This window comes from Aurantiacibacter gangjinensis (assembly GCF_001886695.1).
Lineage (GTDB): Bacteria > Pseudomonadota > Alphaproteobacteria > Sphingomonadales > Sphingomonadaceae > Alteraurantiacibacter > Alteraurantiacibacter gangjinensis.
In genome coordinates this window covers 437,371-460,854 of record NZ_CP018097.1, presented here as the reverse complement: position 1 = coordinate 460,854, position 23,484 = coordinate 437,371, and the positions used below count along the sequence as shown (strand labels likewise).

At 63.5% G+C, this 23,484-nt stretch carries 19 protein-coding genes and 1 pseudogene; 8 read left to right on the top strand and 12 right to left on the bottom strand.

The annotated features are described in order from the left end of the window. The first annotated feature begins 14 nt into the window (after nucleotides 1-14). Both BMF35_RS02280 and BMF35_RS02275 read left to right on the top strand, forming a co-directional pair. Nucleotides 15-1,541 (top strand): helicase HerA-like domain-containing protein, encoded by a 1,527-nt coding sequence (locus BMF35_RS02280; protein ID WP_047006746.1) that lies wholly within the window; start codon nucleotides 15-17, stop codon nucleotides 1,539-1,541. Nucleotide 1,542: 1 nt separating this feature from the next. Then, a complete protein-coding gene (locus BMF35_RS02275; protein WP_047006745.1) occupies nucleotides 1,543-1,956 on the top strand; it encodes a hypothetical protein in 414 nt (137 codons plus the stop codon). Here the strand turns inward: BMF35_RS02275 and BMF35_RS02270 are convergent. From BMF35_RS02270 to BMF35_RS02255, 4 genes are all read right to left on the bottom strand, one after another. Continuing rightward, nucleotides 1,953-3,332, bottom strand: coding sequence for a sensor histidine kinase (locus BMF35_RS02270; protein ID WP_335622564.1), 1,380 nt, complete (start codon nucleotides 3,330-3,332; stop codon nucleotides 1,953-1,955). The two genes, BMF35_RS02275 and BMF35_RS02270, sit on opposite strands and share 4 nt — an antisense overlap. Nucleotides 3,333-3,341: 9 nt before the next feature. After that, nucleotides 3,342-4,088 carry a response regulator gene (locus BMF35_RS02265; RefSeq protein WP_047006744.1) on the bottom strand — a complete coding sequence of 249 codons (747 nt, stop codon included), beginning with the start codon at nucleotides 4,086-4,088 and terminating at the stop codon, nucleotides 3,342-3,344. Beyond that, nucleotides 4,085-4,618 carry an EF-hand domain-containing protein gene (locus BMF35_RS02260; RefSeq protein ID WP_047006743.1) on the bottom strand — a complete coding sequence of 178 codons (534 nt, stop codon included), beginning with the start codon at nucleotides 4,616-4,618 and terminating at the stop codon, nucleotides 4,085-4,087. The genes BMF35_RS02265 and BMF35_RS02260 overlap by 4 nt, the downstream gene beginning before the upstream one ends. A gap of 187 nt (nucleotides 4,619-4,805) precedes the next feature. Then, nucleotides 4,806-6,611 (bottom strand): aminopeptidase P family protein, encoded by a 1,806-nt coding sequence (locus BMF35_RS02255; RefSeq protein WP_047006742.1) that lies wholly within the window; start codon nucleotides 6,609-6,611, stop codon nucleotides 4,806-4,808. Between the two features lie 98 nt (nucleotides 6,612-6,709). Here BMF35_RS02255 and BMF35_RS02250 point away from each other — a divergent pair, with 98 nt between their 5' ends. The 4 genes from BMF35_RS02250 to BMF35_RS02240 all read left to right on the top strand — a co-directional run bounded on the left by BMF35_RS02250 (nucleotide 6,710) and on the right by BMF35_RS02240 (nucleotide 10,104). Further along, nucleotides 6,710-7,303, top strand: coding sequence for a hypothetical protein (locus BMF35_RS02250; RefSeq protein ID WP_047006741.1), 594 nt, complete (start codon nucleotides 6,710-6,712; stop codon nucleotides 7,301-7,303). Beyond that, the gene (locus tag BMF35_RS13515; protein ID WP_156172105.1) at nucleotides 7,290-7,445 is read left to right on the top strand and encodes a hypothetical protein; all 156 of its coding nucleotides are present in this window, start codon (nucleotides 7,290-7,292) and stop codon (nucleotides 7,443-7,445) included. The genes BMF35_RS02250 and BMF35_RS13515 overlap by 14 nt, the downstream gene beginning before the upstream one ends. A gap of 86 nt (nucleotides 7,446-7,531) precedes the next feature. After that, nucleotides 7,532-9,700, top strand: coding sequence for a S9 family peptidase (locus BMF35_RS02245; RefSeq protein WP_047006740.1), 2,169 nt, complete (start codon nucleotides 7,532-7,534; stop codon nucleotides 9,698-9,700). Beyond that, entirely contained in the window at nucleotides 9,697-10,104 is a 408-nt protein-coding gene (locus BMF35_RS02240) for an acyl-CoA thioesterase (RefSeq protein WP_047006739.1), read from the top strand. Before BMF35_RS02245 ends, BMF35_RS02240 begins: the two co-directional genes overlap by 4 nt. Here BMF35_RS02240 and BMF35_RS02235 read toward each other — a convergent pair. The 7 genes and pseudogenes from BMF35_RS02235 to BMF35_RS02205 all read right to left on the bottom strand — a co-directional run bounded on the left by BMF35_RS02235 (nucleotide 10,101) and on the right by BMF35_RS02205 (nucleotide 19,461). Beyond that, the gene (locus BMF35_RS02235; protein WP_052766022.1) at nucleotides 10,101-11,516 is read right to left on the bottom strand and encodes a sensor domain-containing diguanylate cyclase; all 1,416 of its coding nucleotides are present in this window, start codon (nucleotides 11,514-11,516) and stop codon (nucleotides 10,101-10,103) included. The two genes, BMF35_RS02240 and BMF35_RS02235, sit on opposite strands and share 4 nt — an antisense overlap. Nucleotides 11,517-11,895: 379 nt before the next feature. Then, entirely contained in the window at nucleotides 11,896-13,011 is a 1,116-nt protein-coding gene (gene ald / locus BMF35_RS02230) for an alanine dehydrogenase (protein WP_047006737.1), read from the bottom strand. A gap of 109 nt (nucleotides 13,012-13,120) precedes the next feature. Continuing rightward, the gene (locus BMF35_RS02225) at nucleotides 13,121-13,957 is read right to left on the bottom strand and encodes a sugar-transfer associated ATP-grasp domain-containing protein (RefSeq protein ID WP_071961159.1); all 837 of its coding nucleotides are present in this window, start codon (nucleotides 13,955-13,957) and stop codon (nucleotides 13,121-13,123) included. Nucleotides 13,958-14,507: 550 nt separating this feature from the next. Beyond that, nucleotides 14,508-15,044, bottom strand: a pseudogene (locus BMF35_RS13825) (7TM domain-containing protein); the annotation flags it as partial. A 208-nt stretch (nucleotides 15,045-15,252) separates the two neighbouring features. Then, nucleotides 15,253-16,161, bottom strand: a complete 909-nt coding sequence (locus BMF35_RS02215) for a porin family protein (protein ID WP_156172104.1) — start codon at nucleotides 16,159-16,161, stop codon at nucleotides 15,253-15,255. 184 nt (nucleotides 16,162-16,345) lie between these two features. Then, complete coding sequence (locus tag BMF35_RS02210; protein WP_047006734.1) at nucleotides 16,346-18,697, bottom strand: FtsK/SpoIIIE family DNA translocase; 2,352 nt, start codon at nucleotides 18,695-18,697, stop codon at nucleotides 16,346-16,348. A 197-nt stretch (nucleotides 18,698-18,894) separates the two neighbouring features. Beyond that, nucleotides 18,895-19,461, bottom strand: coding sequence for a thiamine phosphate synthase (locus tag BMF35_RS02205; protein ID WP_047006733.1), 567 nt, complete (start codon nucleotides 19,459-19,461; stop codon nucleotides 18,895-18,897). Between the two features lie 23 nt (nucleotides 19,462-19,484). Here BMF35_RS02205 and BMF35_RS02200 point away from each other — a divergent pair, with 23 nt between their 5' ends. Both BMF35_RS02200 and BMF35_RS02195 read left to right on the top strand, forming a co-directional pair. Further along, complete coding sequence (locus BMF35_RS02200) at nucleotides 19,485-20,156, top strand: YggS family pyridoxal phosphate-dependent enzyme (protein WP_047006732.1); 672 nt, start codon at nucleotides 19,485-19,487, stop codon at nucleotides 20,154-20,156. Between the two features lie 57 nt (nucleotides 20,157-20,213). Next, nucleotides 20,214-20,693, top strand: a complete 480-nt coding sequence (locus tag BMF35_RS02195; RefSeq protein ID WP_047006731.1) for a hypothetical protein — start codon at nucleotides 20,214-20,216, stop codon at nucleotides 20,691-20,693. A gap of 3 nt (nucleotides 20,694-20,696) precedes the next feature. On the opposite strand, the gene BMF35_RS02190 is transcribed toward BMF35_RS02195, so the two are convergent. After that, a complete protein-coding gene (locus BMF35_RS02190; RefSeq protein WP_047007516.1) occupies nucleotides 20,697-23,453 on the bottom strand; it encodes a [protein-PII] uridylyltransferase in 2,757 nt (918 codons plus the stop codon). Between the last annotated feature and the right edge of the window lie 31 nt (nucleotides 23,454-23,484).

The following is a 23,484-nucleotide window of genomic DNA, read 5'->3' as shown; positions in this document are numbered from 1 at the left end:
TTCGAGGGGCAGCCATGGCCGATATCTTTCTGGGCAACGACCTTGCCGGTAACCGCCAGGCGCTGGACCTGTCGCGCGCCAACCGCCACGGCCTGATCGCGGGCGCGACCGGCACCGGCAAGACCGTGACGTTGCAGGGTATGGCCGAGAGTTTCTCCGCGCAGGGCGTCCCGGTATTCGTCGCCGATGTGAAAGGGGATTTGTCGGGTATTGCCATGCCGGGCTCCCCCACGTTCAAGCATGCCGACAAGCTGGAAGGGCGCGCTAGGGAATTGGGCATGGAAGACTATGCCTATTCCGACAATCCGGCCGTGTTCTGGGACCTGTATGGCGAGCAGGGGCACCCGATCCGCACCACGGTGTCCGAGATGGGGCCCTTGCTGCTCTCGCGCCTGCTGGACCTGAACGATACGCAGGAAGGCGTGCTGCAGATCGTTTTCCGCCATGCCGACGAGAACCAGCTGCTGCTTCTCGATTTCGAAGACCTGCGCGCCATGCTGGAATGGGCCTATGACAATTCGAAGGAGCTTTCGGGCGAATACGGCAATGTGTCGAAGCAATCGGTCGGCGCGATCCAGCGCCAATTGCTCAGTTTCGAAAGCCAGGGCGCGGACAATTTCTTCGGTGAGCCTGCGCTAGAAATCGCCGACTTCCTGACTGTGAATGAGCAGGGGCGCGGCGTCGTCAACGTGCTGGCGGCGGACAGGCTGATGCGCAGCCCCAAGCTCTACGCCACCTTCCTGCTGTGGCTGCTGGCCGAACTGTTCGAAACGCTGCCCGAAGTCGGCGACCCGGAGAAGCCCCAGCTGGTGTTCTTCTTCGACGAGGCTCACCTGCTATTCGACGATGCGCCCAAGGCGCTGGAAGAGACGATCGAGCGGGTGGTCCGGCTTATCCGGTCGAAGGGCGTCGGCGTTTTTTTCGTGACACAGAACCCGGCGGATATTCCCGACGAGATCGCCGGCCAGCTTGGCAGCCGCGTGCAGCACGCTTTGCGCGCGTTCACCGCCAACGACCGCAAGGCGATCCGCGCGGCGGCGGCCAATTTCCGCGAGAACCCGGGTCTCGATATTGCCGAGGTGATGACGCAGCTACGTGTCGGTGAAGCGCTGGTCTCCACGCTGGACGAGGACGGTGCGCCCACGGTGACGCAGCGTACGCTCGTCAAGCCTCCGCGCAGCCGCCTCGGCCCGCTGACGGCCAAGGAGCGCGCGATCATCCAGTCGATTAGCCCGCATGAGGGCAAATATGACGAGCGCGTCGACCGTGAGAGTGCCGCCGAAGTGCTGGCGCAGAAAGCCGTCGATGCGGAAGCGACCGCCAAGGAAGTCGAAGAAAAGGGCGAAGAGGAAGTGCGCAAGCAAGAGCGCAAATCGCCCAATATCTGGAGCAAGGCAGGCAAGGCCGCCGCGCGCGCCGCTGCCGGTTCGCTTACCTCGATTGCCGTTGGCGCGGCCATGGGTCGGCGCAGCCGCGCCAATCCGCTGCGCACCGGCGCGACCGCGTTCGTGCGCAACATTATCGGCGGGCTGATGCGCTGATATGGCGCGCTCTCCCGATGGCTCCCTGGGAGAGTTTCTCGCCGCGAGCGGGCTTTCCGACGATGCTGACTGGAGCGCGCTTTACGATGTGCCACGCATCCGGGCGATGATGCTGGACGCGGCGCGCGCGGGCCACGCGCTCAGCTATTCCGAAGCGCTGGGCAAGCTCGGCTTCCGCTTCACAAGGCCGAAGATGCGCGCGCTGTGCAAGACGCTGGACGCGGTCGATACCGATGCGCGCGCTGCCGGAGAGCCGGAACTGGCCGTGCTGGTCGTGCGCGAAAGCGACGGCCTGCCGGGGCAGGGCTGGTGGACCGGGCGCGAGGATTACAAAGGCGAATGGACCGGGGCGCAAGCACAGCGTTTCGTGGCGACGCTGCAAAAGCGCGCTTTCGCTTACTGGAAATCGCGCTAGCCGTTCTCGCCGACCGGCAGCCGCAATTCCGCCAGCAGTCCGGCCACACGCCCGTCTTCGTCGATGCGGTTGGCCAGGTGCAGCGAACCGCCGTGCTGCTCGGCGATGGCACGGGCCAGCGTGAGGCCGAGACCGGCCCCGCCGGTCGCCCGGTTGCGCGAAGCCTCGCCGCGGGTGAACGGCTCCAGCATGGCGGCGATCTGGTCGTCCGGAATGCCGGGGCCCTTATCGGCTATGCGGATGATGGCTGTCTCCCCTTCGCGCGACAGGGAGACACGGGCTTGGTTGCCATAGCGAAGGGCGTTGGAGATAAGATTACGTAAGGCCCGGCGCAGCCATGTGGAGCGAAGGTCCATCACGATACGCGGCGTCTCGCCCAGCGCGACATTGCGGCCCATGTCTTCATATTCCGCCACGACCGAGGCAACGAGCGCAGACAGGTCCGTTTTTTCCAGCGGATCGCTGGGCCTTCCGACGCGGGCGAGCGAGAGGATGTCGTCGAGCGAACTGGTGATGTCTTCGATGCCGGCAGCCATCTTGGCACGTTCGGCATCGTTTTCGACATTTTCGATCCGCACGCGCAGCGCGGCCAGCGGCGTCTTGAGGTCATGCCCGATTGCGCCGAGCATCACGTCTTTCTCGTCCAGCAAGGCGGCGATGCGCTGCTCCATCGCATTATGCGCCGCGATCAGGCGGCGGGTGTCGTCGGGGCCGACCGGCTCCATCGGAGCAGGCGGCGTGCCGCTGCCGCTGAAGTTCTCGACGCGCCGAGTCAGCTGCGCCAGCGGACGGGTAATGCGCCGCAGCAGCAGGGCAAGCCCGCCGACAAGGACTGCGTAGAGAACCAGCGACTGGAAAATCATCGCGCGTAGCGGGCCATCGCCGCGGCGTGGCTCGGGTGTGCGCGCAATGCTCCAGCGACCGTTCGCCGTTTGCCGCCCGGCGATGACCCACCTCGCGCCGGCCAGCTCGGTCTCCGGCAGCGCAAACGCCTGCTGCGCACGCGGCGGCGGGGGGCGGGTGACGACAACAAGGTTGCCGGGAGCAAAGCCGCGACTCTCTAGAAGAGAGGCCAGGCGCTGCTCACGCAGCGGGTCGCGCCATTGGGCAATCGCATCGGGGTTCTGCAACAGCTGCTCGAGCCGGGCACGCACGCGGCCATCGCGGATGTTCCTGCCGGGTCGTCCTGCTCGCTCGATCTCGGCTGGCGGTGCAAGCAATTGGAAAGCCAGAGTATCGACCAGTCTCGCCTCCGCCCTTTCGCGGTCGGCGCGCAGGATCAGCACGCCCGCAATCACCTGAGCCACCAGCAATGCCAGCGCCACGGCGAGCAGCATCTGGCCGTGCAGGCTTCTGGGGTAGAGGCGCAGCATCATCGAAGCCTGTCAGCCTTCGCTGGCATCCTGTGGAGGCGCGCGGCGTTTCACGTCGCAAGCGAGCCGATAACCACCGCCCCACACCGTCTGGATCAGCTTGGGATCGCGGCTATCGGTTTCGATCTTGCGGCGCAGACGGCTGACCTGATTATCGACCGCACGGTCGAACAGATGCGCCTCGCGCCCCTGTACCAGATCGAGCAGTCGGTCGCGGTCCATCACCTGTCGGGGATGGTCGAGCAGAGCGATCAGCAGGCGGAACTCGGCAGAAGAAATCGGCACGACCGTTCCTTCAGGGTCGGTCAGGCGGCGCTTCAGCGGATCGAGCTGCCAGCCGTCGAATTCGTACAGCGCGTCTTCCTCGGCAGCGGGCGCAGCGCCTCTGGATGCCCGCCGCAACACGGACCGGATGCGCGCCACCAGTTCGCGCGGTTCGAAGGGTTTGACGACGTAATCGTCCGCGCCGATTTCCAGCCCGACTATGCGGTCCGTCGCTTCGCCTTTCGCGGTAAGAAGGATGACAGGAATGTCCTTCGCCTCCACCAGGTGGCGGCACAGCGACAACCCGTCCTCGCCCGGCATCATGATGTCGAGCAGCGCAAGATCTGGCGCATGGTCCTGCAAGGCCGTGCGCGCCTTGGCCGCGCTTTCCGCCTCGGTAACGGTAAACCCCTGGCGCGACAGGTAGTCGGCCAGGGGTTCGCGCAAGGTCGGCTCGTCATCGACGAGCAACAGATGGACCGGTGTTTCGCTCATCGGCGTCCGGTGCGACCGCCGCGACGTTGCTGCCGCTGGGTGCGGCGCTCATCCGCCGTCACCACGCCGTCGCCATTGGCATCGACACGGTCGAACCGGGTAAGCATGGCGGTGGTGAACTCGGCCTGCGAAATGGCGCCATCGCCATTGCTATCGGCGCGCTGCATCATCGCGCCCTCGCCGCCGCCGCGACCACCACGACGGGCCATCCGGCCACCTCGGCGATCGCCTCGCTCGGCCATGCGCTCCTGCCGCTGGGAGAGTCGGTCTTCGCGGGCGGACTGCATCTCGGCGAAGCTCAGCTGGCCATCGCCATTGGTATCGGCTTCGGCGAAGCGTTCGCGTTCGCGGGCTTCGCGGTCTTCTTCGCTCAGCACGCCGTCATTGTTGGCATCCATGCGTTCGAACCGCTCGGCCGCGCGGGCTTCCGCCTCGGCGCGGGTGATGTCGCCGCCGCGTTCCTGCGCGACGGCAGCGCCGCTGACTGTCAGCCCGGCAGCGGCCAGGGCAAGGGTGAGTGTCTTGGTCATCTCGTTTTCTCCAACTCAGTGGTTAGAGCAACGAGGCGTCCGCTTGAAGGGGGGACCGGATCACGATGCAAACGCCCCGTTACTCTTGCCTGCCCTTCTATGGGCGCGATGTCGCAGAGATTTGCCAGATACGGGATGATTTGTCGCAATTTGTCGCGCTGCGGCCAAGACGTTCACACGCCTGTTATCAAAGCGGTTCGCACGCCTGCTCAAGCCAGGCCAGCACATCGCCATCCACCTGCGGTGCGATGATGTCGCGCACCTTGGCGTGATAGCCGTTCCACCATGCAATCTCCGCTTCGGACAGCAGCTCGCGCCTTACCAGAGTGCGATCGATCGGCGCGAATGTCAGCGTCTCGAAACCGAGCCATTCGCCTTCACCGCCTTCGATCTGCCGTTCTTCGACGAGCACCAGGTTCTCGATGCGGATGCCGTATTCGCCCGCCTTGTAATAGCCGGGCTCGTTGGAGAGGATCATCCCGGCCATGAGCGGCTGGTCCGTGCCGCTTTGCGCGCCGCGCGGCTTGGCGATGCGCTGCGGCCCTTCATGCACGCCGAGGAAGCTACCGACGCCGTGTCCGGTGCCATGCGCGTAATCGAGGCCCGCCATCCACAGATGTTGCCGGGCAAAACCATCGAGCGCGCTGCCCGGCGTGCCCGGTGGGAAAGTCTGCACATCGAGTGCAATGTGGCCCTTCAGCACACGGGTGAAGCGGTCGCAAACCTCGTCGGGCGGGCTGTCCGGCCCCACCCAGATGGTGCGGGTAATATCGGTCGTGCCGTCGGGATATTGCCCGCCGCTATCGACGAGGTAGACGCTGTTCGGCTCCAGCTGGCGATTGCTGTCTTCGTCCACGCGGTAATGCGGGCTGGCACCGTTCGGCCCTGCGCCAGAAATCGTGTCGAAGGAGAGATCGCGCAGCAGGTCACTCTCGCGGCGGAAATCGGCGAGCCGGTCAACGGCGGAGAGTTCGTCGACGCTGCCGGTCGGCGCTTCGACGCTCAGCCAGTGCAGGAACTTGGCGATGGCCGCCGCATCGCGGTGCTGCGCGTCGCGGTGGCCCTGCTGTTCAGCGGCGTTCTTGATTGCCTTGGGCAATACCACGGGATCGTCCGTACTGACGATTTCGGCACCCACTTCGTTCAGCCGCTCGAAAATGGCGGCGACGTTGCGCGCCGGGTCCGAGGCGACGCGCTTGCCTGCCAGTTCCGCGAAGGCGGCGGAAAACTCGTCGTTTGAACGGATACGCACCGCATTGCCCAGCGCCTGCGCCACGTCGCCGGGCACTTTCTCGGGCGCGATGAACCAATCCGCCGTGCCGTCTGCCTGCACCATCAGGTAGGATAGTGCTACGGGCGTATGGTCGACATCCGCGCCGCGAATGTTGAGTGTCCATGCAACGGAGTCGAGCGCGCTGATGACGACGGCATCCAGCTTCTCGGCTTTCAGCCACTCGGCAATCTCGCCGCGCTTCTCCGCGCTGGAGCGGCCAGCATTGGCCTCGTCCTGCACGAAAGCGGGGGCCATGCTGCGCTCGGGCTGGTCTTCCCATACGGCATCGATGGGATTGCCATCGGTCGGCACAAGCTGCGCGCCGACCGCTTCCAGCTTCTTGCCGACCGCCTTTGCCCAGCCGCGCGTATGCAGCCACGGGTCGAACCCGATGCGCGCGCCTTCCTGCACATTCCCGGCCAGCCAGTCCGCCATGGAATCGTCCGGCACGGATTTGCATTCGTAGAGCTCGCCAGACACCTGCTCGCGCACCTGTAGCGTGTAGCGCCCGTCCACAAACATCGCCGCGGTGTGCGCCAGCACCGCCGCGCTGCCTGCGCTGCCGCCGAAGCCCGTCAGCCATGCCAGCCGCTGGGCATAGGCACCCACATATTCGGACAAGTGCTCGTCACTGATCGGCACCACGAAGCCATCGAGATCGCGCTTCGCCAGCTCCTTTCTCAGGGCATCGAGGCGGGCTTCGTGGGTGTGCATCAGCATGAGTGTATCCGTCTGTTCCAGTACAAGTTTTCGGCGACTCGCATTGACCGAAATCCAAGGACTCCAGTCTATACGCTTCGCGCGATTGGGGAGCATATATGGTTTTTGGTCGAAAAGGCACCACCGCTGCAAATGTGAAGGCGCGACCGGGCGTTCCGGACGGGCATCGCCATGTCCTGGAACTGCTTGACCGGGAGGAGGCGGATAAGCCGCACCAGCGCGCGCAGATGGCAGGACGCATACTGTTCGATCTGTCGCTGCGTATGATGAATGACGAGCGGGGCGTGCATGTCGACAGCCTTGTGGCAGCTCTTGCCAGCTGTGGCGGCGCAGCCTGCCTGCAAGCTGCCTTCGATGCGGTGAAGCAGCAAGGCAAGACGCTGGAAGACGCAGGCTTTTACGTGATGGAAGGTGCGGACGGGCAGACCTACTATTACGAGGATGCGCCGAATTTCTACCTTTGGGAAAATCCCGCATCGCTTTTGAGCCTTGCGCTGGGCGCGGCGCAGGATGCGGGCGGGAATGTCTCTGCGCAAATGGTCGAACAAGCGATGGGTCATGTGGCTTCGACCGTCGGCACGCCCGAATTCGGCGTGCCCCCGAGACGTGCCCGGCATGAGCATCAGCGAGCGACCCGCGCGCTTGGTCGAAGTAGCGAAAGGCCCCTGCGCCGAAGCGTTGGATACGTATGAGGTGCCGCTGCAGCAACGCCCGGCAGCCTTCGGTTTCGCGCTGCAACGCGTGATAGATGCGGGCAAGCAGGCGGCCGACCCCGCCGCTATGGCCCAGCTGGCTGTCGAATGCGCTGTGCCGATGTCCAAACTGGACCATTAACCGCACATCTTTGGCATTTCCCGTTTGCGCGGGCTCGGTGAGGCGTTACGCACGTCCGGCACGCAAACCGAGACGGGTGAGCCAGAATGAAATTGCTTCGAAACACCGCCATAGCCGCGTTGGCCATTGTCGCGACCGCGTCGCCCGGCATCGCCCAGACAGATGAAAGCGACCAAGTGAATTACGACACCAGTATCCAGCCGCCGCGCGCCGAGCAGCGCGAGCACACATACACGCATCACGGCATCACCATCTCCGATCCGTGGAACTGGCTGCGCGACGAAAGCTATCCGACGATCGATGATGAGGACGTGCTCGATTACGTGCGCGCCGAAAACGCCTATTTCGAAGCGCAGATGGCCCCGCAGCAGGCGCTGGTGAACGAATTGTTCGCCGAGATGCGCGGCCGCATCAAGGAAGACGATTCCACCGTTCCTCAGCGCGATGGCGATTACGAATACTGGTCCGAATTCGAAGAAGGCGGCCAGTACCGCAAATACTACCGCCGTCCGGCAGGCAGCGATGAGCGCGAGCTGATCCTCGATGGTCCGGCGCTGGCAGACGGCCTCGAATATTTCAGCCTCGGCGCGATGTCGGTTAGCGAGAACGGTCGCTATCTCGCTTACTCGACTGACACGACCGGCGGCGAATTCTACACCGTCTTCATCAAGGATCTCGAGACCGGAGAGCTGCTTCCCGACCGTATCGAGAACGTCAATTCCGGGCTGATCTGGACTGCCAGCGACACCATGCTGGTATTCGGCCGGGCGAACGAGAATTGGCGCGTCGACCGCATCTACACCCACAGCATCGGCCGGCCTGCGGATAGCCAGGTGCTCCTCTATCACGAGGAACAGCTGGGCTTCACCGCGCAACCCGCGCTTTCCTCCAACCGCGAATGGCTGATCATTTCGGCAGGCGATAACGAGACGAGCGAAGTGCGCTTCGTGTCCGCGCAGGATCCGTTCAGCGAATTGCAGATCGTGCGTCCGCGCGAGACCGGCGTCGAATATGACGTCGACATGCGCGGCGACACACTCTTTATCCTGAGCAATCGCGACCATGTGAATTTCAGCCTGTTCACCGCCCCGATAACCAACACACAGGTCTGGACGGAGCAGATTGCCGGTTCGGACGAATTCTACCTCACCGATTTCGATCTTTTCCGCGACTTCTACGTGACGGAGGGCCGCCTTGCCGGGCTCGACCAGGTGCAGGTGCGCTATTACGACGATGACGCGCGTATCGAGACGATCAGCTTTCCGGAGGCATCCTATTCGGCGGGCCTCGGCAACAATCCCGAATGGGCGATGGACCGGCTGCGGCTGAGCTATGAAAGCCCGATTACGCCCGACACGGTGTATGATTACCACGTCGCCAGCCAAGAGCTGGAAACGCTCAAGGTCCAGGAAATCCCGAGTGGCTTCGACCCCTCGCTCTACACGGTGGAACGCCTGGAAATCCGCGCGCGCGACGGCACGATGGTGCCGACCACGCTGGTCTATCGCACCGACCGCGACGCCATCAACGAGCGGACCGGCGGCGCGCTGCACATGTATGCCTATGGCGCATACGGCTTTGCCTATCCGCCCAACTTTTCGACCACGCGCTTCTCGCTCATTGATCGGGGCGTCGCCTATGCCATCGCGCATATCCGCGGCGGCGACGATCTGGGCCGCAACTGGTATCTGCAAGGCAAGATGGAAGAGCGGACAAACACGTTCAACGATTTCGTCGATGTCGGGCGCGGGCTGATCGAACTTGGCTACACATCGGAAGGCATGATCTCGGCGAGCGGCGGCTCTGCCGGCGGTGAGCTGATGGGCGCGGTCGTCAACCAGGCGCCGGAGCTTTATGGCGCGGTTGTGGCGCATGTGCCGTTCGTCGATGTGCTCAACACCATGCTCGACGATACCCTGCCGCTGACCCCGGGCGAGTGGCCGGAATGGGGCAATCCTATCGAGAGCAAGGCCGCTTTCACTCACATCCTGAGCTATTCGCCTTACGACCAGGTGAGCCGTCAGGACTATCCGCCCATGCTGGTGACCGCCGGCCTCAATGACCCGCGCGTCACCTATTGGGAGCCTGCGAAATGGGTCGCCAAGCTGCGCGAATACAGGACCGACGACAACATCCTGCTCCTGAAGACCAATATGGGCGCAGGCCATGGCGGGCGCTCCGGCAGGTTCGAAGGCCTGCGTGAAACGGCCGAGGAAGCCGCCTTCATACTGTGGCAGCTCGGCCTGACCGAGTGAGCCACCAATTCACCCACGTCTTCACAGCCGAGGCGGCGCATATCGATGCCAATGGCCATGTGAACAATGCGGTTTGGGTGCAGTGGATGGAGGAGCTGGCGGCGCGCCACTGGCGACGCGATGCGCGCGATCATCACCGTGACCTCTATAGCTGGGTCGTCACCCGGCACGAGATCGACTTTCGTAGCAATGTCGGCGAGGGTGCAAGGGTGACCGGCGTGACAACCCTTCGCGACCGCCCGAAAGGCGCGCGTTTCATGCGGCATTACCGTTTTGCGGATGAGGCCGGGCGCGTGCTGGTGCAGGCGCAATCGCTGTGGGCGATGATCGATCTGGGCAAGGGCAAGCCGGTGCGAATTACGCACGAGATTGCCGCGCCGTTCCTTCCGGCGGACCTGCTCTAGGCTGCCCTGCGCGGTTCCTGCATACGGCGCGGGCGGAAAACTTTGAGCCGCTCGGCCATGGTCCGGTCGCGGCCCGATGCCTTGGCCTGATAAAGCAGCCTGTCTGCGCGGCTGTAGAGCGCTTCGAAGCTTGCGTCGCTCAGCGTATCCGCAGGCGCTTCGACAACCCCCATGCTAGCTGTGATCATGTCGGGAACAGGCCGGACTTCCGCGATCTTGGGCGTGATGGCGATGCGCCGCTGCTCGGCGCGCTCCAGCCCGTTCTCGCCGCGCAGCAACAGGGCAAATTCCTCGCCGCCAATGCGGAAGGCGAGCATGTTGTCGTCATCCCCGCGCAGCGCTGCCGCGACGCATTTCAGCACGGCGTCGCCTGCCAGATGGCCATGCTCGTCATTGACCACCTTGAAATGATCGAGGTCGATCAAAGCGAGCGTGGTGAAGCCCTCGGCTCGCAGGAATTCGAAACGCTCTTCGATGACGCGGCGGTTGAGAAGTCCGGTCAGCGCATCGCGCTCCGAGAGTTCTTCCAGTGTGCGCGCCTCGCTCAGTGCGACGTCCCTCTCGCGGCGCAGCGCAAGGAACCGGTCGGCGATGGCCAGGGCCACCACCAGCACTTCGAATGCGAGGGCGAAGAAAAGCCATAGGTCTATGGAATCGGATGCCGCATAGACGCCCATGCCCTTGAGCAAGCGGTCGATCGATGCGAGCACCACAGGTGTCCAGGCTACTGCGAGAAAACGCGCGCCGCGACTGCCGCGCCACACGGCAAGCGCAATCATGGCGACCAGGGCCGGAATGATCGGCATGAAAGCGTAGAAGTAGAGCTGGTTGTCGAAGCTTTGCGTGGCCTCCAGCTGGAGCGCGGCGAAGCCGGGTACGATCATCGTCCACGCCGCCAGCAGCCTCAGCAGTTTCCGCTCGCCATCTTTGTAAACTCCCTTTTCGACAAAGCCTGCGATGAACAAAGCGCCGAAACCGACGCCGATGGCCCAGACAAGCGCAGGGATACGCGCAAGCACATCGATCGGAAGGGCGATGAAGGCCGAGATGACCCCGCCCGCTGTCATCACATAGGTCGCCATGGCTATCGTCATGCCGGCATGAAGCAGCACGAACTTCTCGCGCAGGACAATGAAGAACATCGTGTCGAACAAGAGCGGCATGGCCAGCATGCCCACGACCATTGCGAGGAAGATGGTCGAGGCGAGCGCGCCATCCTCGAAAGCGGCATTTTGCGTGAGCCGGGCTTCCGAAGCCACGGTCACGGAATGGGGTTTGTCGATGCGCACTAGCACCGCTGCCGTGTCGATTTGCAGGTTCGGCACCGGAACGGAGAAGGCCGGACCCGCGGGCACGGCGACGGCATCGTCCGGGCGGAAGGCCGTCGTCGAAATCGACCCGTCCCGATCCACGGTCCCGATCCACGGTCCCGATCAGCAAACCGCGAAAGACCGTGAGCCTGCTGGTCAATTCGAGCTCGGCGCCACCGTGACCATTGGTGTCGAACCGCAGATAGGTGTGGGCGCGGCCATCCTGCCAGTCACGGTCTCCGCAAGACCATTCCAGCTGCTGCAGTGCGGCCTCGAAAGGCAAAGCAGTATCGGAATAGGCATGGCAGGTAGAGCCCGCACGCTCTTGCGCCCCGACTGTGGCCGGAGCGACAAGGCCTAGCGCGCACAGAAGCGCAGCCAGCAGGAACAGGGCACGGTGGACCGCCATGGGCCATGCCGTAAATCGCTCTTATGATTTTACGGTAAACGCTGCGGCAAGATTTCGCGCCGTGTCCCGGGGTCAGGCGATCGCTTCCAGTATCGGCAGCTCGTCATAGCCAAGTTCGGTCGCGACCGCAGGGTAGGTCACGCGGCCTGCATGCACGTTCAGCCCCTGCGCGAGATGCGGATCGCGGCGCATCGCTTCCTTCCATCCGAGATTGGCGATGCGCAGCGCATGCGGAAGCGTCACGTTATTGAGCGCATAGGTGCTGGTGCGGCTGACCGCGCCTGGCATGTTGGCGACGCAATAATGCACGATGTCGTCGATCACATAGGTCGGGTCGTCATGCGTGGTGGGGCGGCTCGTTTCGAAGCAACCGCCCTGGTCGATGGCGACATCCACCAGCACTGCGCCCGGCTTCATGCATTTGAGCATGTCGCGGCTCACCAGCTTGGGTGCGGCGGCGCCCGGCACCAGCACGGCGCCGACGACAAGATCGGCCTCGCACACCGCCTCTTCGACGTTCGCACGGCTGGCGAAACGGGTGGAAGCGCGCGCCTCGAAATGGGTGCCGACCTTTTCCAGCACCACGGGGTCGAGGTCCATGATGATAGTGTCCGCGCCGAGCCCTGCTGCCATCTGCGCAGCGTTGAAGCCGACCACGCCGCCGCCGATGATGACGACCTTGCCCGGCATCACACCCGGCACGCCGCCCAGCAGCACGCCGCGGCCGCCATGCGCTTTCTCCAGCGCCGTCGCGCCCGCCTGGATACTCATCCGGCCTGCGACCTGGCTCATCGGCGTGAGCAGCGGCAGCCCGCCGCGATGGCCGGTGACCGTTTCATAGGCGATAGCGGTACAGCCGGACGCGACGAGGCCAGCGGTCTGTTCCGGGTCGGGTGCAAGGTGCAGGTAGGTATAGAGGATCTGGCCTTCGCGCAGCATGGCGATCTCGCCCGCCTGCGGCTCTTTCACCTTCACGATCATTTCGCACTCGGCGAACAGCTTTTCGACATCGTCGATCACTTTCGCGCCGGCATCGCTATACTGCGCGTCGTAAGCGCCGATGCCTTCGCCGGCGCCGCTTTCGATCCAGACGTCGTGCCCATTGGCAACCAGTTCCTTCGCGCTTTCCGGCGTCAGGCCGACGCGATATTCGCGGTTCTTGATCTCACGTGGGCAGCCAATGCGCATCGGGTGGTCTCCGGTAGAAAGTTGCACGCGCAACGAGTCGCGTGTCGCGCGGGCGTCAAACACCCGTGCGCCAGAAGCGTCAAGCGAAGTGTCGCCCTACGCGCGCCGGTCAACCGAGTTTTTCACCGCACAATTCCATCAGGCCCTTGAGGCCGTGCAGATTGGTATTCTGGATCTCGAGGCCCGGATGGGCATTCACTTCGATCACCAGCGGCCCATCGTTCCTGTCGAGAACGATATCGACCCCGCAATATCCGAGCCCGATGGCCTTGCCGCATTTGGATGCCAGTTCGAGACAGACATCCCAGCCCGGGATCTGGTAGCCGACGATGGGGCGGCCCGTGTCGGGATGGTGGGTCATCACCTTCTTGCCCTGCATGGCGCGATGGATCACGCCGGTATCGAGCCTGATGCCGGCACCGATCCCGCCCTGGTGCAGGTTCGCCTTCCCATCGGATTCGTCGGTGGGAAAGCGCGCCATCGCCATCAGCGGTTCGGTGCCGAGGCAGATCATCCGCAAATCCGGCAGGCCGCCATCGGCGATGCTGGAAAAGCGCGGGTCTGCCTGGATCAGCGGCTCGATCAGCGCGGCATCTTCAGCTGCGCTGTCGCCCGAGAACTGGCCATCCACGATGCGGCGGATGTGGTTCATCACATAGTCGGTGGTGAGCGGCGCGCCCGAGCCTTTCAGCCAGTGTCCATCCTTCTTGCCGACCGAGAGCAGGATACCGTCGCCCTGCGATCCGCGCGCGGGCTTGATCGCCCACTGATCGGGCAGGACCTTATGCGGATCGAACCGCATCAGCTCCCCATATTCTGAGATAACGCAGATTGTGCCCGTCGTCGCGATCCCCTGCGCGTTTAGCGCGACCTTGGCCGCCACCTTGTCGCGCGCCCGCTCGATCGCCTCGCGCGGATTGTACTTCGCGATCAGCGCGTTGCGCATATTGATCCCCAGGATCTGATCGACCGGCATCGAGGAAGCCAAGGAGCCCTGGTTCAATGAGGCGATCCGCGATACGCCGTCGTGTGAAGAACGCGGAAAGGGACTCGTCTTCGGTCGCCGCAGCAGGTTCAAGGGATTCAGCATGGCTTGGTCTTTCAGGGGGCAGGTTCAGTTCGGCGCGCACACGGTCCCAATCGACGGGGCGCAGCGAGGGCGTGGCGGAGTCCGTGGTGGCGGCTCGGGCAGTTTCGGGTTCGGACACGCGAGCGATCGCCGGCTCGATATCCTGCGGCGTTCCAGCGTCCACAGGCAATGCCGCGGGCTCGCCGGGCATATCTTCGATGGCGATTTCCGGCTGCGGAAGGCCCGTCGCCAATTCGGCGGCCTTGCCATCATCGGCCAAAGCGGCAGCAGCTTCCATCGCCGCATCTTCAGCAGCGTTCAGGTCGATCGCGGCGCGGGCATTCAGCACTTCGTCGACCGCCTCGGGGGCAGTCTCGCCCACACGCATCTTTTGCTTCCAGCCTTCGTACCAGATCGGCATGAAGCGCGGAATTTCTGTTAGGCGCAATCCACGATACCGTCCCAGGATAGCGATCGCGATGGCGCAGAAGCCAGGCAGCAGAAGCGGCGAAACCTCGATCAGCATCAGCGCAAAGTGGCTGACCATCACGAACTGGATTGCCAGCGCCAGCACCATCGTATTGGCGGCAATGCGGGCGGCATCGAAATAGCCGTCCTTTTCCCACTGGCGCCACCAGCGCTCGACAATCAGCGCGGTCACCACCACCGGCATGGCATCGACCTGCAACTGCGTATCGAGCACCATCTGGAGCAGCGCGAGCACGAACACCACGAGCGAAATCAGCACGCCGAGAAAGCCCACACGGGTCATGCGCAGCTTCAGCAGGCTGGGCGCCACGATCATGCCAACGGTAACGGCAGCGATCATCGTCAGCGGGCCGTAGATCGGGCCGATCTGCAGGAAAGCCAGTGCGATCAGCATGGGGGTAAACAGGCCAAAGGCACGCATGCCGATAAAGCTGCGCGCCAGAACCACCAGGAAGCTGCCGATGGGCAGCACCATCAGGAGGTTTGACGGGCGAAGCCCCCATACCGCCTGCGACACCGCGATCCCGCCCAGCTGCGAGGGCATCGAAAGCGGATTGGTCGTGTTGACGAGGCCGGCAGCCACCAGCGCACCGAGAGAGCACAAAACGGCCGTGCCGATAAGGGCAGGCCGTTTGATCTGCGGCGTGGAGCGCGCGATCGCCTCTTTAAGGAATGCTAGCCGGTCAGAAAACATATCCGACTGTCAGGCTGAGGCGATAGCCCTGCCGGTCGCGGACCGGATCGTTGCTAGCGCTGAAGATGTATTTGGCCTCGGCCTCGATACGCCAATCGCCGGGCCAATAGAGTAGCTCCACTTCGGGCACGATCTGCGTATCCTCGCGCGGATCGCCCGATGGCGTGATTCGTCCCTCGAAACGCGTATGGCGCACTTCCAGCGCAGGCCGCACGCGCAGGTCCCGCGTGATGGGGCGGGTGTAGGAGACGGAAGCGGACTCGCGAGTATAGCTGCGCAGCGGGTTGTCGGAGTTGATTTCCTCGGCGCGCAGGTCGAAATTGACATAGTGGTAGCGGCCAATGCGGTGGCGGTATTCGCCATCAACGCGCCATCCGTCGCCTTGCGAAGATGATCCGTCCGGCCCCTGGCCATCGTCATATTCGCGGTCCCGCCAGGTCACCTGCACGCGGGCGCGGTGATCGAGAACCGGCTCATATTCGAGCCGAAGGGCCGCCTGCCGCTCATCCGTATCGGCGCTCTCGATGGTGACGAGGTCGTCATAGGCGCGGGCACGCAGCTGGACCTCGAAATCCTCGCCAAGCTTTTGGTCGAGCGAGACAGTGAGGCGGTCGCGGTCGAAACTGTCGCGGCCGGTAGCGGAGCCGAAACGCTCAACGAAGATACGGTCGGCCTCGAAGCGGATTTGCGTATCGTGATTGCCGAATTCGACACCGGCCTGCGCGCGCAGGAAGCCGCCATCGCCATTGACGATTAGCTCCTCCTCGCGGTCGCTGCTCTCGGCGCTGACAATGCCGAGTTCGACGCGCGCGAATGGGTCGAGCTTCCATTGCGTCCCATCGCCGGGACCGTGATCCTGCGCGGCCACCGGCATGGCCAGCATAGCCGCCGCGCACATGGCGAAAACGAAGGTAAATACGCGCCGTATGGCGCAAAAAGGCTCTATCCCCTGCATATGCGGGGAATTACGCAGGCAATGGTTTAGACTTTGCTAACCCTGTCTCGAAAGGATTGGTGGGCGAAGTCTAGCGGCGCTCTAAATTGAAACCAAATAGGTTTTTTTGGTCGGAAAAGAGAACCTGTTACAGCGGGTTGCCGTCGCGATCGCGGAAGATTTCTCGTCTGCCGACGTGGTTGGCAGGGCCGACAATACCTTCTTCCTCCATCCGCTCGATCAGCTTGGCCGCCGTGTTGTAGCCTACGCCGAGCTGGCGCTGTAGCCAGGATCCGCTGGCCTTCTGGTTCTCGCACACGATCTGGATCGCCTGCCGATATTTGCGCTCTTCCGGATTGTCGGAGGCGGTCAGCTCGTCATCGAAGCCGAAGCCGCCGCCATCTTCCGGCTCCTCGGTAACGGAATCGACATAGGCCGGCTCGCCCTGGCCGCGCCAATGGGTGGCAACTTTCTCCACCTCTTCATCCGACACGAAGGGACCGTGCACACGTTTAATGGCACCGGTATTGGGCTTGTACAGCATGTCGCCTTTGCCCAGCAGTTGCTCCGCACCCTGTTCGCCCAGAATGGTGCGGCTGTCGATGCGGCTGGTGACGTTGAAGCTGATGCGCGTGGGCAGGTTCGCCTTGATCACGCCGGTGATGACGTCGACCGACGGGCGCTGCGTAGCCATGATCAGGTGGATACCCGCCGCGCGAGATTTCTGGCTGAGTCGCTGGATCAGCACTTCGATTTCCTTGCCGACGACGACCATCAGGTCGGCCAGCTCGTCCACGATCAGTACGATCTTGGGCAGAACTTCATAATCGAGCTCGGCCTCTTCCACGATGGCTTCGCCCGTTTCCGGATCGTAGCCGGTCTGCACGGTGCGCTTAAGCGGTTTGCCCTTGGCCGCTGCTGCGGCGACACGCTCGTTGAAGCCGGCCAGATTGCGCGCGCCGATTTCGCTCATCATGCGGTAACGCTTTTCCATTTCCTCGACCGCCCATTTCAGGCTGCGCACCGATTTGTGCGGCTCGGTGACCACGGGTGCGAGCAGGTGCGGAATATCGTCGTAGCTCTTCAGCTCCAGCACCTTGGGATCGATCAGGATGAGACGGCATTCGGCAGGCGTGAAGCGATAGAGCAGGCTCAGCAGAACCGTGTTAAGTCCCACCGACTTGCCCGAGCCGGTGGTGCCCGCCACCAGCAGGTGCGGCATGGCGGCAAGGTCTTCCACGATGGGATCGCCCGATATGCCCTTGCCGAGAATGATTGGCAGGCTGCCCTTGTGGCTGACGAAAGCCTCGCTCTCGACCATCTCGCGGAAATTGACCGTTTGCCGGTCGGCATTGGGCAGCTCGATGCCCATCACCGTCTTGCCGGGAATGGGTGAGACGCGTGCGCTGATCGCGCTCATATTGCGGGCGATGTCTTCCGCCAGGCCAATCACGCGGCTGGCCTTGATGCCGGGCGCCGGTTCGAGCTCGTACATGGTGACGACGGGGCCCGTCTTGACCGCCGTGATTTCGCCTTTGACGTTGAAATCGTCGAGCACGGTTTCCAGCAAACGTGCATTGCGCTCCAGCGCCAGCTTGTCGAGCACCGGCACCTGGTCGGAATCGCCTTCTTCAAGAAGGTCGATCGCAGGCAGCTCGTAATCGGCGAACAGGTCTTTCTGCTGCTTTTTCGCTGCTGGTCGCGCACGGGCTGCGGGCGCGGCAGGGTCGACGATTTCGGGCGGTTTGCGGTCGGCGAAGGGATTGGGGACGGTGGACTCCTCGCCGTCAGCAGTCTTGCCCTTGCCCTGTCGCTTCGTTCGCCGTTTTGGTTCGTCCGGTTTGAACGGATTTGCCGGAGCAGAGAGCCGCGGCAAATTGCCGAACCAGTCAGGAATCGTGAGAAGCCGGGCCCAATCTACGGCGAAGACCCTGCCAGCCAACAGCGCCCCTGCGCCAAGGCAAGTCAGTCCGCCAGCCAGGATGGCCCAGAAGCGTCCCGTCTCGGGCAGCAATCCGGCCAGTGCCGTAATCCCCTGCGCGCCCAGCAGCCCGGCAAGCCCCCCCGTTCCGGCAGGCAGCGACCATTCGCGCGGATCGGTGACCAGCGCGAACACCGTCGCGATCAGAGTCATGGCGATCAGCAGCACGCCCACTGTGCGCCACCATGCGCCATCCCAATGCTCTTCTTCATCGGCATCGCGCCACAGCTTGCGCGCGAACACATAGCTCAGCGGCAGCAGCAGGATGGCGACGAAGCCGAAGCCTGTGAAAGCGAGGTCGGCCACGAATGCGCCAGGGCGGCCCATCCAATTGTCGACGACGTCTCCTGCGGCGGTGGAAAGCGAGGGGTCGGTCTGGCTATGGCTGACCAGTGCGAGGGCCATGAAAAATGCGAAAGCGAACAGCAGGCCGGCCCCGGTCAATTGCGCGCTGCGCGCCAGCGAGCGCCGGAATGCGGCGCGCCAGTCGGCGTTCGGTTTGGCGGCGCGTGTGGCCATGACGGTTTCCCTCTCGATGCGTCCCGAAGCCGAGAATCCCACAGCGGGACTCGGGGGTCAATGTCTGTGTTGAGAAGCCGCATCCGCGGCTTCATCCTCGCTAGATGCGCAGGCAAGCTGCGCCCGCGAAGTTTATCCTGAGCGGCTAGCTTGCCAGCCAGCCGAAGGGGATCGCGCCATGCGCTCGGTCGCTCGTTTTACTCGCGATGTATGCGGCGTCGGCTCGGTAGGGGTGATAGCCCGTCGATGGCTGCCCATCGGGGCCAAGCAAGGCGCTGCGCCGTCTGCCTGTTCATCCCGCCCAGCGCGATGACCGGCATCTGCGCATGTGCAGCCAGCGTGCGAAATCGCGCGGTGCCCAGCACAGCCCCGCCCGGATGAGAGCGCGTCGGAAAGACCGGCGAAAGCATCACGGCGTTCGCCTCAACCCGATTGGCCTGTGCGATCTCACGCATATCGTGCGCCGTGGCGATGCGGATCAGGTCGCTGCGTCGGGGATAGAGGGCGAGCGGCGCGCCATAGATGCCCTCCGCCCCCCATTCACGGGCCGTGAGCGCGCTATCTGCGAGGATGACGATATGTCCGCCAGCCCGGGCGACATGCGCCAGGCGCTGGAATTCCTCATGCCGCTGTGGATCGGGCAGGTGATAGTGGCGGTAGATAAAGCCCATCGATTGCTGCGCGTTTCGCAACACTCGCTCCAATACGGCTGCATTGCGCTCGTCCGATAGCAGCCAGAGATCAGGTAACAGGTGGCGCGTCATCACAGCTTCGCTATAGCGCCCGCATGAGTGAAAGCACCCCTGAAGCGCGTCTTGCTGCCGTCGAGGCAGAGATAAAGAAGCATTGCGCCATTGCCCGCCGCAAGCGGGAGGATGTGACGCTGATCGCGGTCAGCAAGACCCATCCGGCAGAGCGCATCATGCCCCTTCTGGAAGCGGGCCAACGCGCTTTTGGCGAGAATCGGGTGCAGGAAGCGCAGAGAAAATGGCCGGAATTGCGCGAGCGTTTTCCCGACGCAAAGCTGCACTTGGTCGGCCAGCTCCAGTCCAACAAGGCGGAGGATGCCGCCGCGCTGTTCGATTGCATCCACTCGCTCGACCGCCCGAGCTTGGTCACAGCGCTGGCAAAGGCATTCGACAAGGCGGCGCGCCAATTGCCGTGCTTCATACAGGTGGATATCGGCGAGGAAGAGCAGAAGGGCGGGTGCGCCATCACCGACCTGCCCGCGCTGCTCGATCAGGCGCGCGGAGCTGATATCCCGGTCGCCGGCCTGATGTGCGTCCCGCCCTTCGGCATCGAGCCCGCGCCCTATTTTGCGCTCATGGCAAAGATTGCGGACGATCATGGCCTCGAAGGCCGCTCCATGGGCATGAGCGGCGACTACCCCACCGCCATCATGCTGGGTGCAACCCATATCCGCGTCGGCACGGCGCTGTTCGGCGAGCGGGGTGGTTGACGGGGACGGTGAAATCGCGTCACGTCCCTTCAAAGCAATTGCCACGGGCCCGACATCATGAAGCATTTTCCAATCGCCGTCACGCTTTGCGTCGCTAGTCTTCTGGCTCTGCCCGCCAACGCGCAGGAGACAGCCGATTCCTACGCTTCCTGCGCCGCCATTGCTGACGACGCCCAGCGCCTCGCCTGTTTCGATGAGACCTTCAGCCGCCAGCAGGTGGTGATGGCTGAGGCCGCCGAGGCCGAAGAGCAAGCGCGAGAGGAAATTTTCGGATTCCGCGGTGAGGATGTCGCGCTGGAAGATGCGAATGACGATGCCACGCTGACGATCACCGTCACCGAGGTGTTGCAAGGCGCGCGGCGTTCGCAGGTTTTGCTGCTCGATAATGGTCAGCTCTGGCGCGAAATTTCGGGCTCGACACTGCGGAACCGCGTGCGCGCGGGCTGGCAGGGCGAGGTGTCGCGCCATTGGAGCGGAGCTTATGAAATCCGCTTCGAGGGCCGCAGCGGCTATCTGCGTGTGGCGCGCGTCCAGTAGGGGTCAGGCGGCCTTGGCGGCAGGTTCGCCCGCCGCCACGGCATCCAGCAGTGCCTGTTCGATCCGCGCCAGCTTCTCGGGCCGCACGATCTTGTCGCCCAACAAGTCGGTGACGTAAAACGTATCCACCGCGCGCTCGCCATAATGCGTGATATGGGCGGAATTGATGATGAGGCTTTGCTCGAACATCGCCCGCGTCAGGCGGTTGAGCAGGGCGGGGCGGTCCGTCGCATTGACTTCGATCACCGTGAAACGGTTGGAGGCATCGTTATCGAACACGATTAGCGGCGCAATGCTGAAATTTTCTGCGCGGGTCTGTTTCAGCGGACGCTTGGCGAGGCTGGGCACCATGTCGATCTTGCCGAGCAGCGCATCCTCGATGCTCTTGCGCAATCGGCTGAGCTGCTGCCCTTCACTGAAGGGCTGGCACATCGGATCCTGCACCAGGAAATTGTCGACACCCTTGCCTGCTCTATTCGTGTGGATGCGCGCATCGATGATGTTCGCGCCTGCAAGGCTGATGGCCCCTGCTATACGGTAGAACAGGCCGGGATGGTCGTCCGCGATGACGGTGACGAGCGTTGCACCCAATTCCTCATAAGGTTCGGTGTGGATCGAGAGCGAGTGATCCATGTCTTGGGCGGCGGCATAATGCGGCAGGTTGATGGCGATCACGTCCTCAGGCTCTGCAATCCAGTAGGCATCGTCAAAGGCGTCTGCGAGCTCTTCCACCAGGCTGCCTTTGTCGCCAAGCATGTCCGCAACCTGCGCCTTCTTTGCCGCGACCCGCTCCTCGCGGCCACGCGCTTTGTGACCGAGGCGTAGCCGCTCCACGGCCGCCTCATAGAGGTCACTAATAAGCTGGCGCTTCCAGCTGTTCCAGATGCCGGGGCCGACGGCGCGGATGTCTACGACGGTCAGCACCGTCAGCAGTCGCAGCCGTTCGAGGCTCTGCACTTCGCTCACGAAATCGACGATCGTCTTGGGATCGGACAGATCGCGCTTGAAAGCGGTGGCGCTCATCAGCAGGTGATAGCGCACCAGCCAGGCGACAAGTTCAGTCTCGCGGGCATCCAAGCCGAGTCTCGGGCAGAGGCGTCTCGCGACATCCGCGCCCAGCACCGAATGATCGCCGCCGCGCCCCTTGGCGATATCATGCAGCAATACCGAAGCGTACAGCACGCGGCGGTTCTTGATGAGCGGCAGCATGCCCGTAGACAGCGGATGATCGTCGGCCAGCTCGCCGCGTTCGATCTGGCTCAGCAGGCCTATCGCGCGGATGGTGTGCTCGTCGACGGTGTAGTGGTGATACATGTCGAACTGCATCTGCGCGTTGACTTTGCCGAAATCGGGTACGAAGCGACCGAATACGCCGGTCTCGTTCATCCAGCGCAGCACCGTTTCGGGATCATTTCGACCGGCGAGGACGGAGAGAAACAGGTCGTTAGCGAGGGTGTTCTTGCGCAGTTTTGCATCGATCAGCCCGGCATCGCGGCGGATGATGCGGCTGGCGGAGGGATGCACTTCCAGCCCTTCGCGCTCGGCAATGGCATAGATTTCCAGCAGGCGAGCGGGGTCCTGCTGGAACCAGTCGTCGGACGGAGCGCCGAGCGCGCCGTTTACTAGCGGATAGCCATCCACCTCGCGCGTCGGTTTGAGGTTTGCGATGAACTCGCCGATGCGGCTGCGCTCCGCTGTTTCTTCTTCCAGATGTGAGAGGAACATGCTGCTAAGTTGCCCGACATGCTTGGCCTGCAGAAAATAGAACTGCATGAATCGCTCGACTGCGCTTTTGCCCGGGCGGTCGGCATAATTCATCCGCGCAGCCACTTCGCGCTGGAGGTCGAAAGTCAACCTGTCCTCGCCGCGACCGGCAATCGTGTGAAGATGCGCGCGCACGGCGAGCAGGAAGCGTTCGGCACGGCGGAAGCTGCGATATTCCTTCTGGGTGAAAAGGCCTTTCTCGATAAGCTCGCGCGCGCTGCGCACGCGGTGCAGATATTTGCCGATCCAGTAGAGGGTCTGGAGGTCGCGTAACCCTCCCTTGCCGTCTTTCACATTGGGTTCGACGACATAGCGGCTGCCGCCCATGCGCTTGTGGCGGGCATCGCGCTCTTCCAGCTTCTCGGCGACGAATTGGCTTTGCGTGCCCGGCACGACATCGGCCCAGAATCGCGCGCTCGCTTCGTCGTAAATATCCCGGTCGCCCCACAGGAAGCGCGCCTCCAGCAGTGCGGTGCGCACGGTCAGGTCGGCCGTGGCCATCCGCGTGACTTCGGCGAGCGAGCGTGTGGAATGGCCGACTGTGAAGCCCAGGTCCCATAGGTAATAGAGGATCGCCTCGATCACCTGTTCGCACCAGCTGGTTGGCTTGTCGGGCGTGACGAAAGCGATATCGACATCGCTGTGCGGCGACATTTCGCCGCGCCCGTAACCACCCACCGCCAGCAAAGCGAGCCGCTCGCCGGAGGTCCGGTTCGCGGCGGGATAGATGTCCTCGACCACGTGGTCGTGAATGATGCGGATCAGCTGGTCGATCAGGAAGGCGTAGCCATGCGCGTTCGCATGCCCGGCTCCCGGCTTCTCTTCCAGACGGGCAGTCAGCTCCGCGCGGCCCGCATCCAGCGCACCGCGCAGGATCTCCACGATCTCCTGCCGGGCCGATGTCGCGCCTTTCTCGGCCACGACTGCATCGATGGCGGACGCGACCTTGCGCCGCGAGATGATGGCGCGCTGGCGGGGGATGGTGGGCAGGCTCACATCGGCCAAGATAGGCGCACGGCGCGCACAT

Bases quoted from the DNA above. Each gene is read 5' to 3' on its own strand.
- BMF35_RS02280 (WP_047006746.1), top strand. From the start codon at position 15: ATGGCCGATATCTTTCTGGGCAACGACCTTGCCGGTAACCGCCAGGCG.
- BMF35_RS02275 (WP_047006745.1), top strand. From the start codon at position 1,543: ATGGCGCGCTCTCCCGATGGCTCCCTGGGAGAGTTTCTCGCCGCGAGC.
- BMF35_RS02270 (WP_335622564.1), bottom strand. From the start codon at position 3,332: ATGATGCTGCGCCTCTACCCCAGAAGCCTGCACGGCCAGATGCTGCTC.
- BMF35_RS02265 (WP_047006744.1), bottom strand. From the start codon at position 4,088: ATGAGCGAAACACCGGTCCATCTGTTGCTCGTCGATGACGAGCCGACC.
- BMF35_RS02260 (WP_047006743.1), bottom strand. From the start codon at position 4,618: ATGACCAAGACACTCACCCTTGCCCTGGCCGCTGCCGGGCTGACAGTC.
- BMF35_RS02255 (WP_047006742.1), bottom strand. From the start codon at position 6,611: ATGCTGATGCACACCCACGAAGCCCGCCTCGATGCCCTGAGAAAGGAG.
- BMF35_RS02250 (WP_047006741.1), top strand. From the start codon at position 6,710: ATGGTTTTTGGTCGAAAAGGCACCACCGCTGCAAATGTGAAGGCGCGA.
- BMF35_RS02245 (WP_047006740.1), top strand. From the start codon at position 7,532: ATGAAATTGCTTCGAAACACCGCCATAGCCGCGTTGGCCATTGTCGCG.
- ald (WP_047006737.1), bottom strand. From the start codon at position 13,011: ATGCGCATTGGCTGCCCACGTGAGATCAAGAACCGCGAATATCGCGTC.
- BMF35_RS02225 (WP_071961159.1), bottom strand. From the start codon at position 13,957: ATGCGCAACGCGCTGATCGCGAAGTACAATCCGCGCGAGGCGATCGAG.
- BMF35_RS02215 (WP_156172104.1), bottom strand. From the start codon at position 16,161: ATGTGCGCGGCGGCTATGCTGGCCATGCCGGTGGCCGCGCAGGATCAC.
- BMF35_RS02210 (WP_047006734.1), bottom strand. From the start codon at position 18,697: ATGGCCACACGCGCCGCCAAACCGAACGCCGACTGGCGCGCCGCATTC.
- BMF35_RS02205 (WP_047006733.1), bottom strand. From the start codon at position 19,461: ATGACGCGCCACCTGTTACCTGATCTCTGGCTGCTATCGGACGAGCGC.
- BMF35_RS02200 (WP_047006732.1), top strand. From the start codon at position 19,485: ATGAGTGAAAGCACCCCTGAAGCGCGTCTTGCTGCCGTCGAGGCAGAG.
- BMF35_RS02195 (WP_047006731.1), top strand. From the start codon at position 20,214: ATGAAGCATTTTCCAATCGCCGTCACGCTTTGCGTCGCTAGTCTTCTG.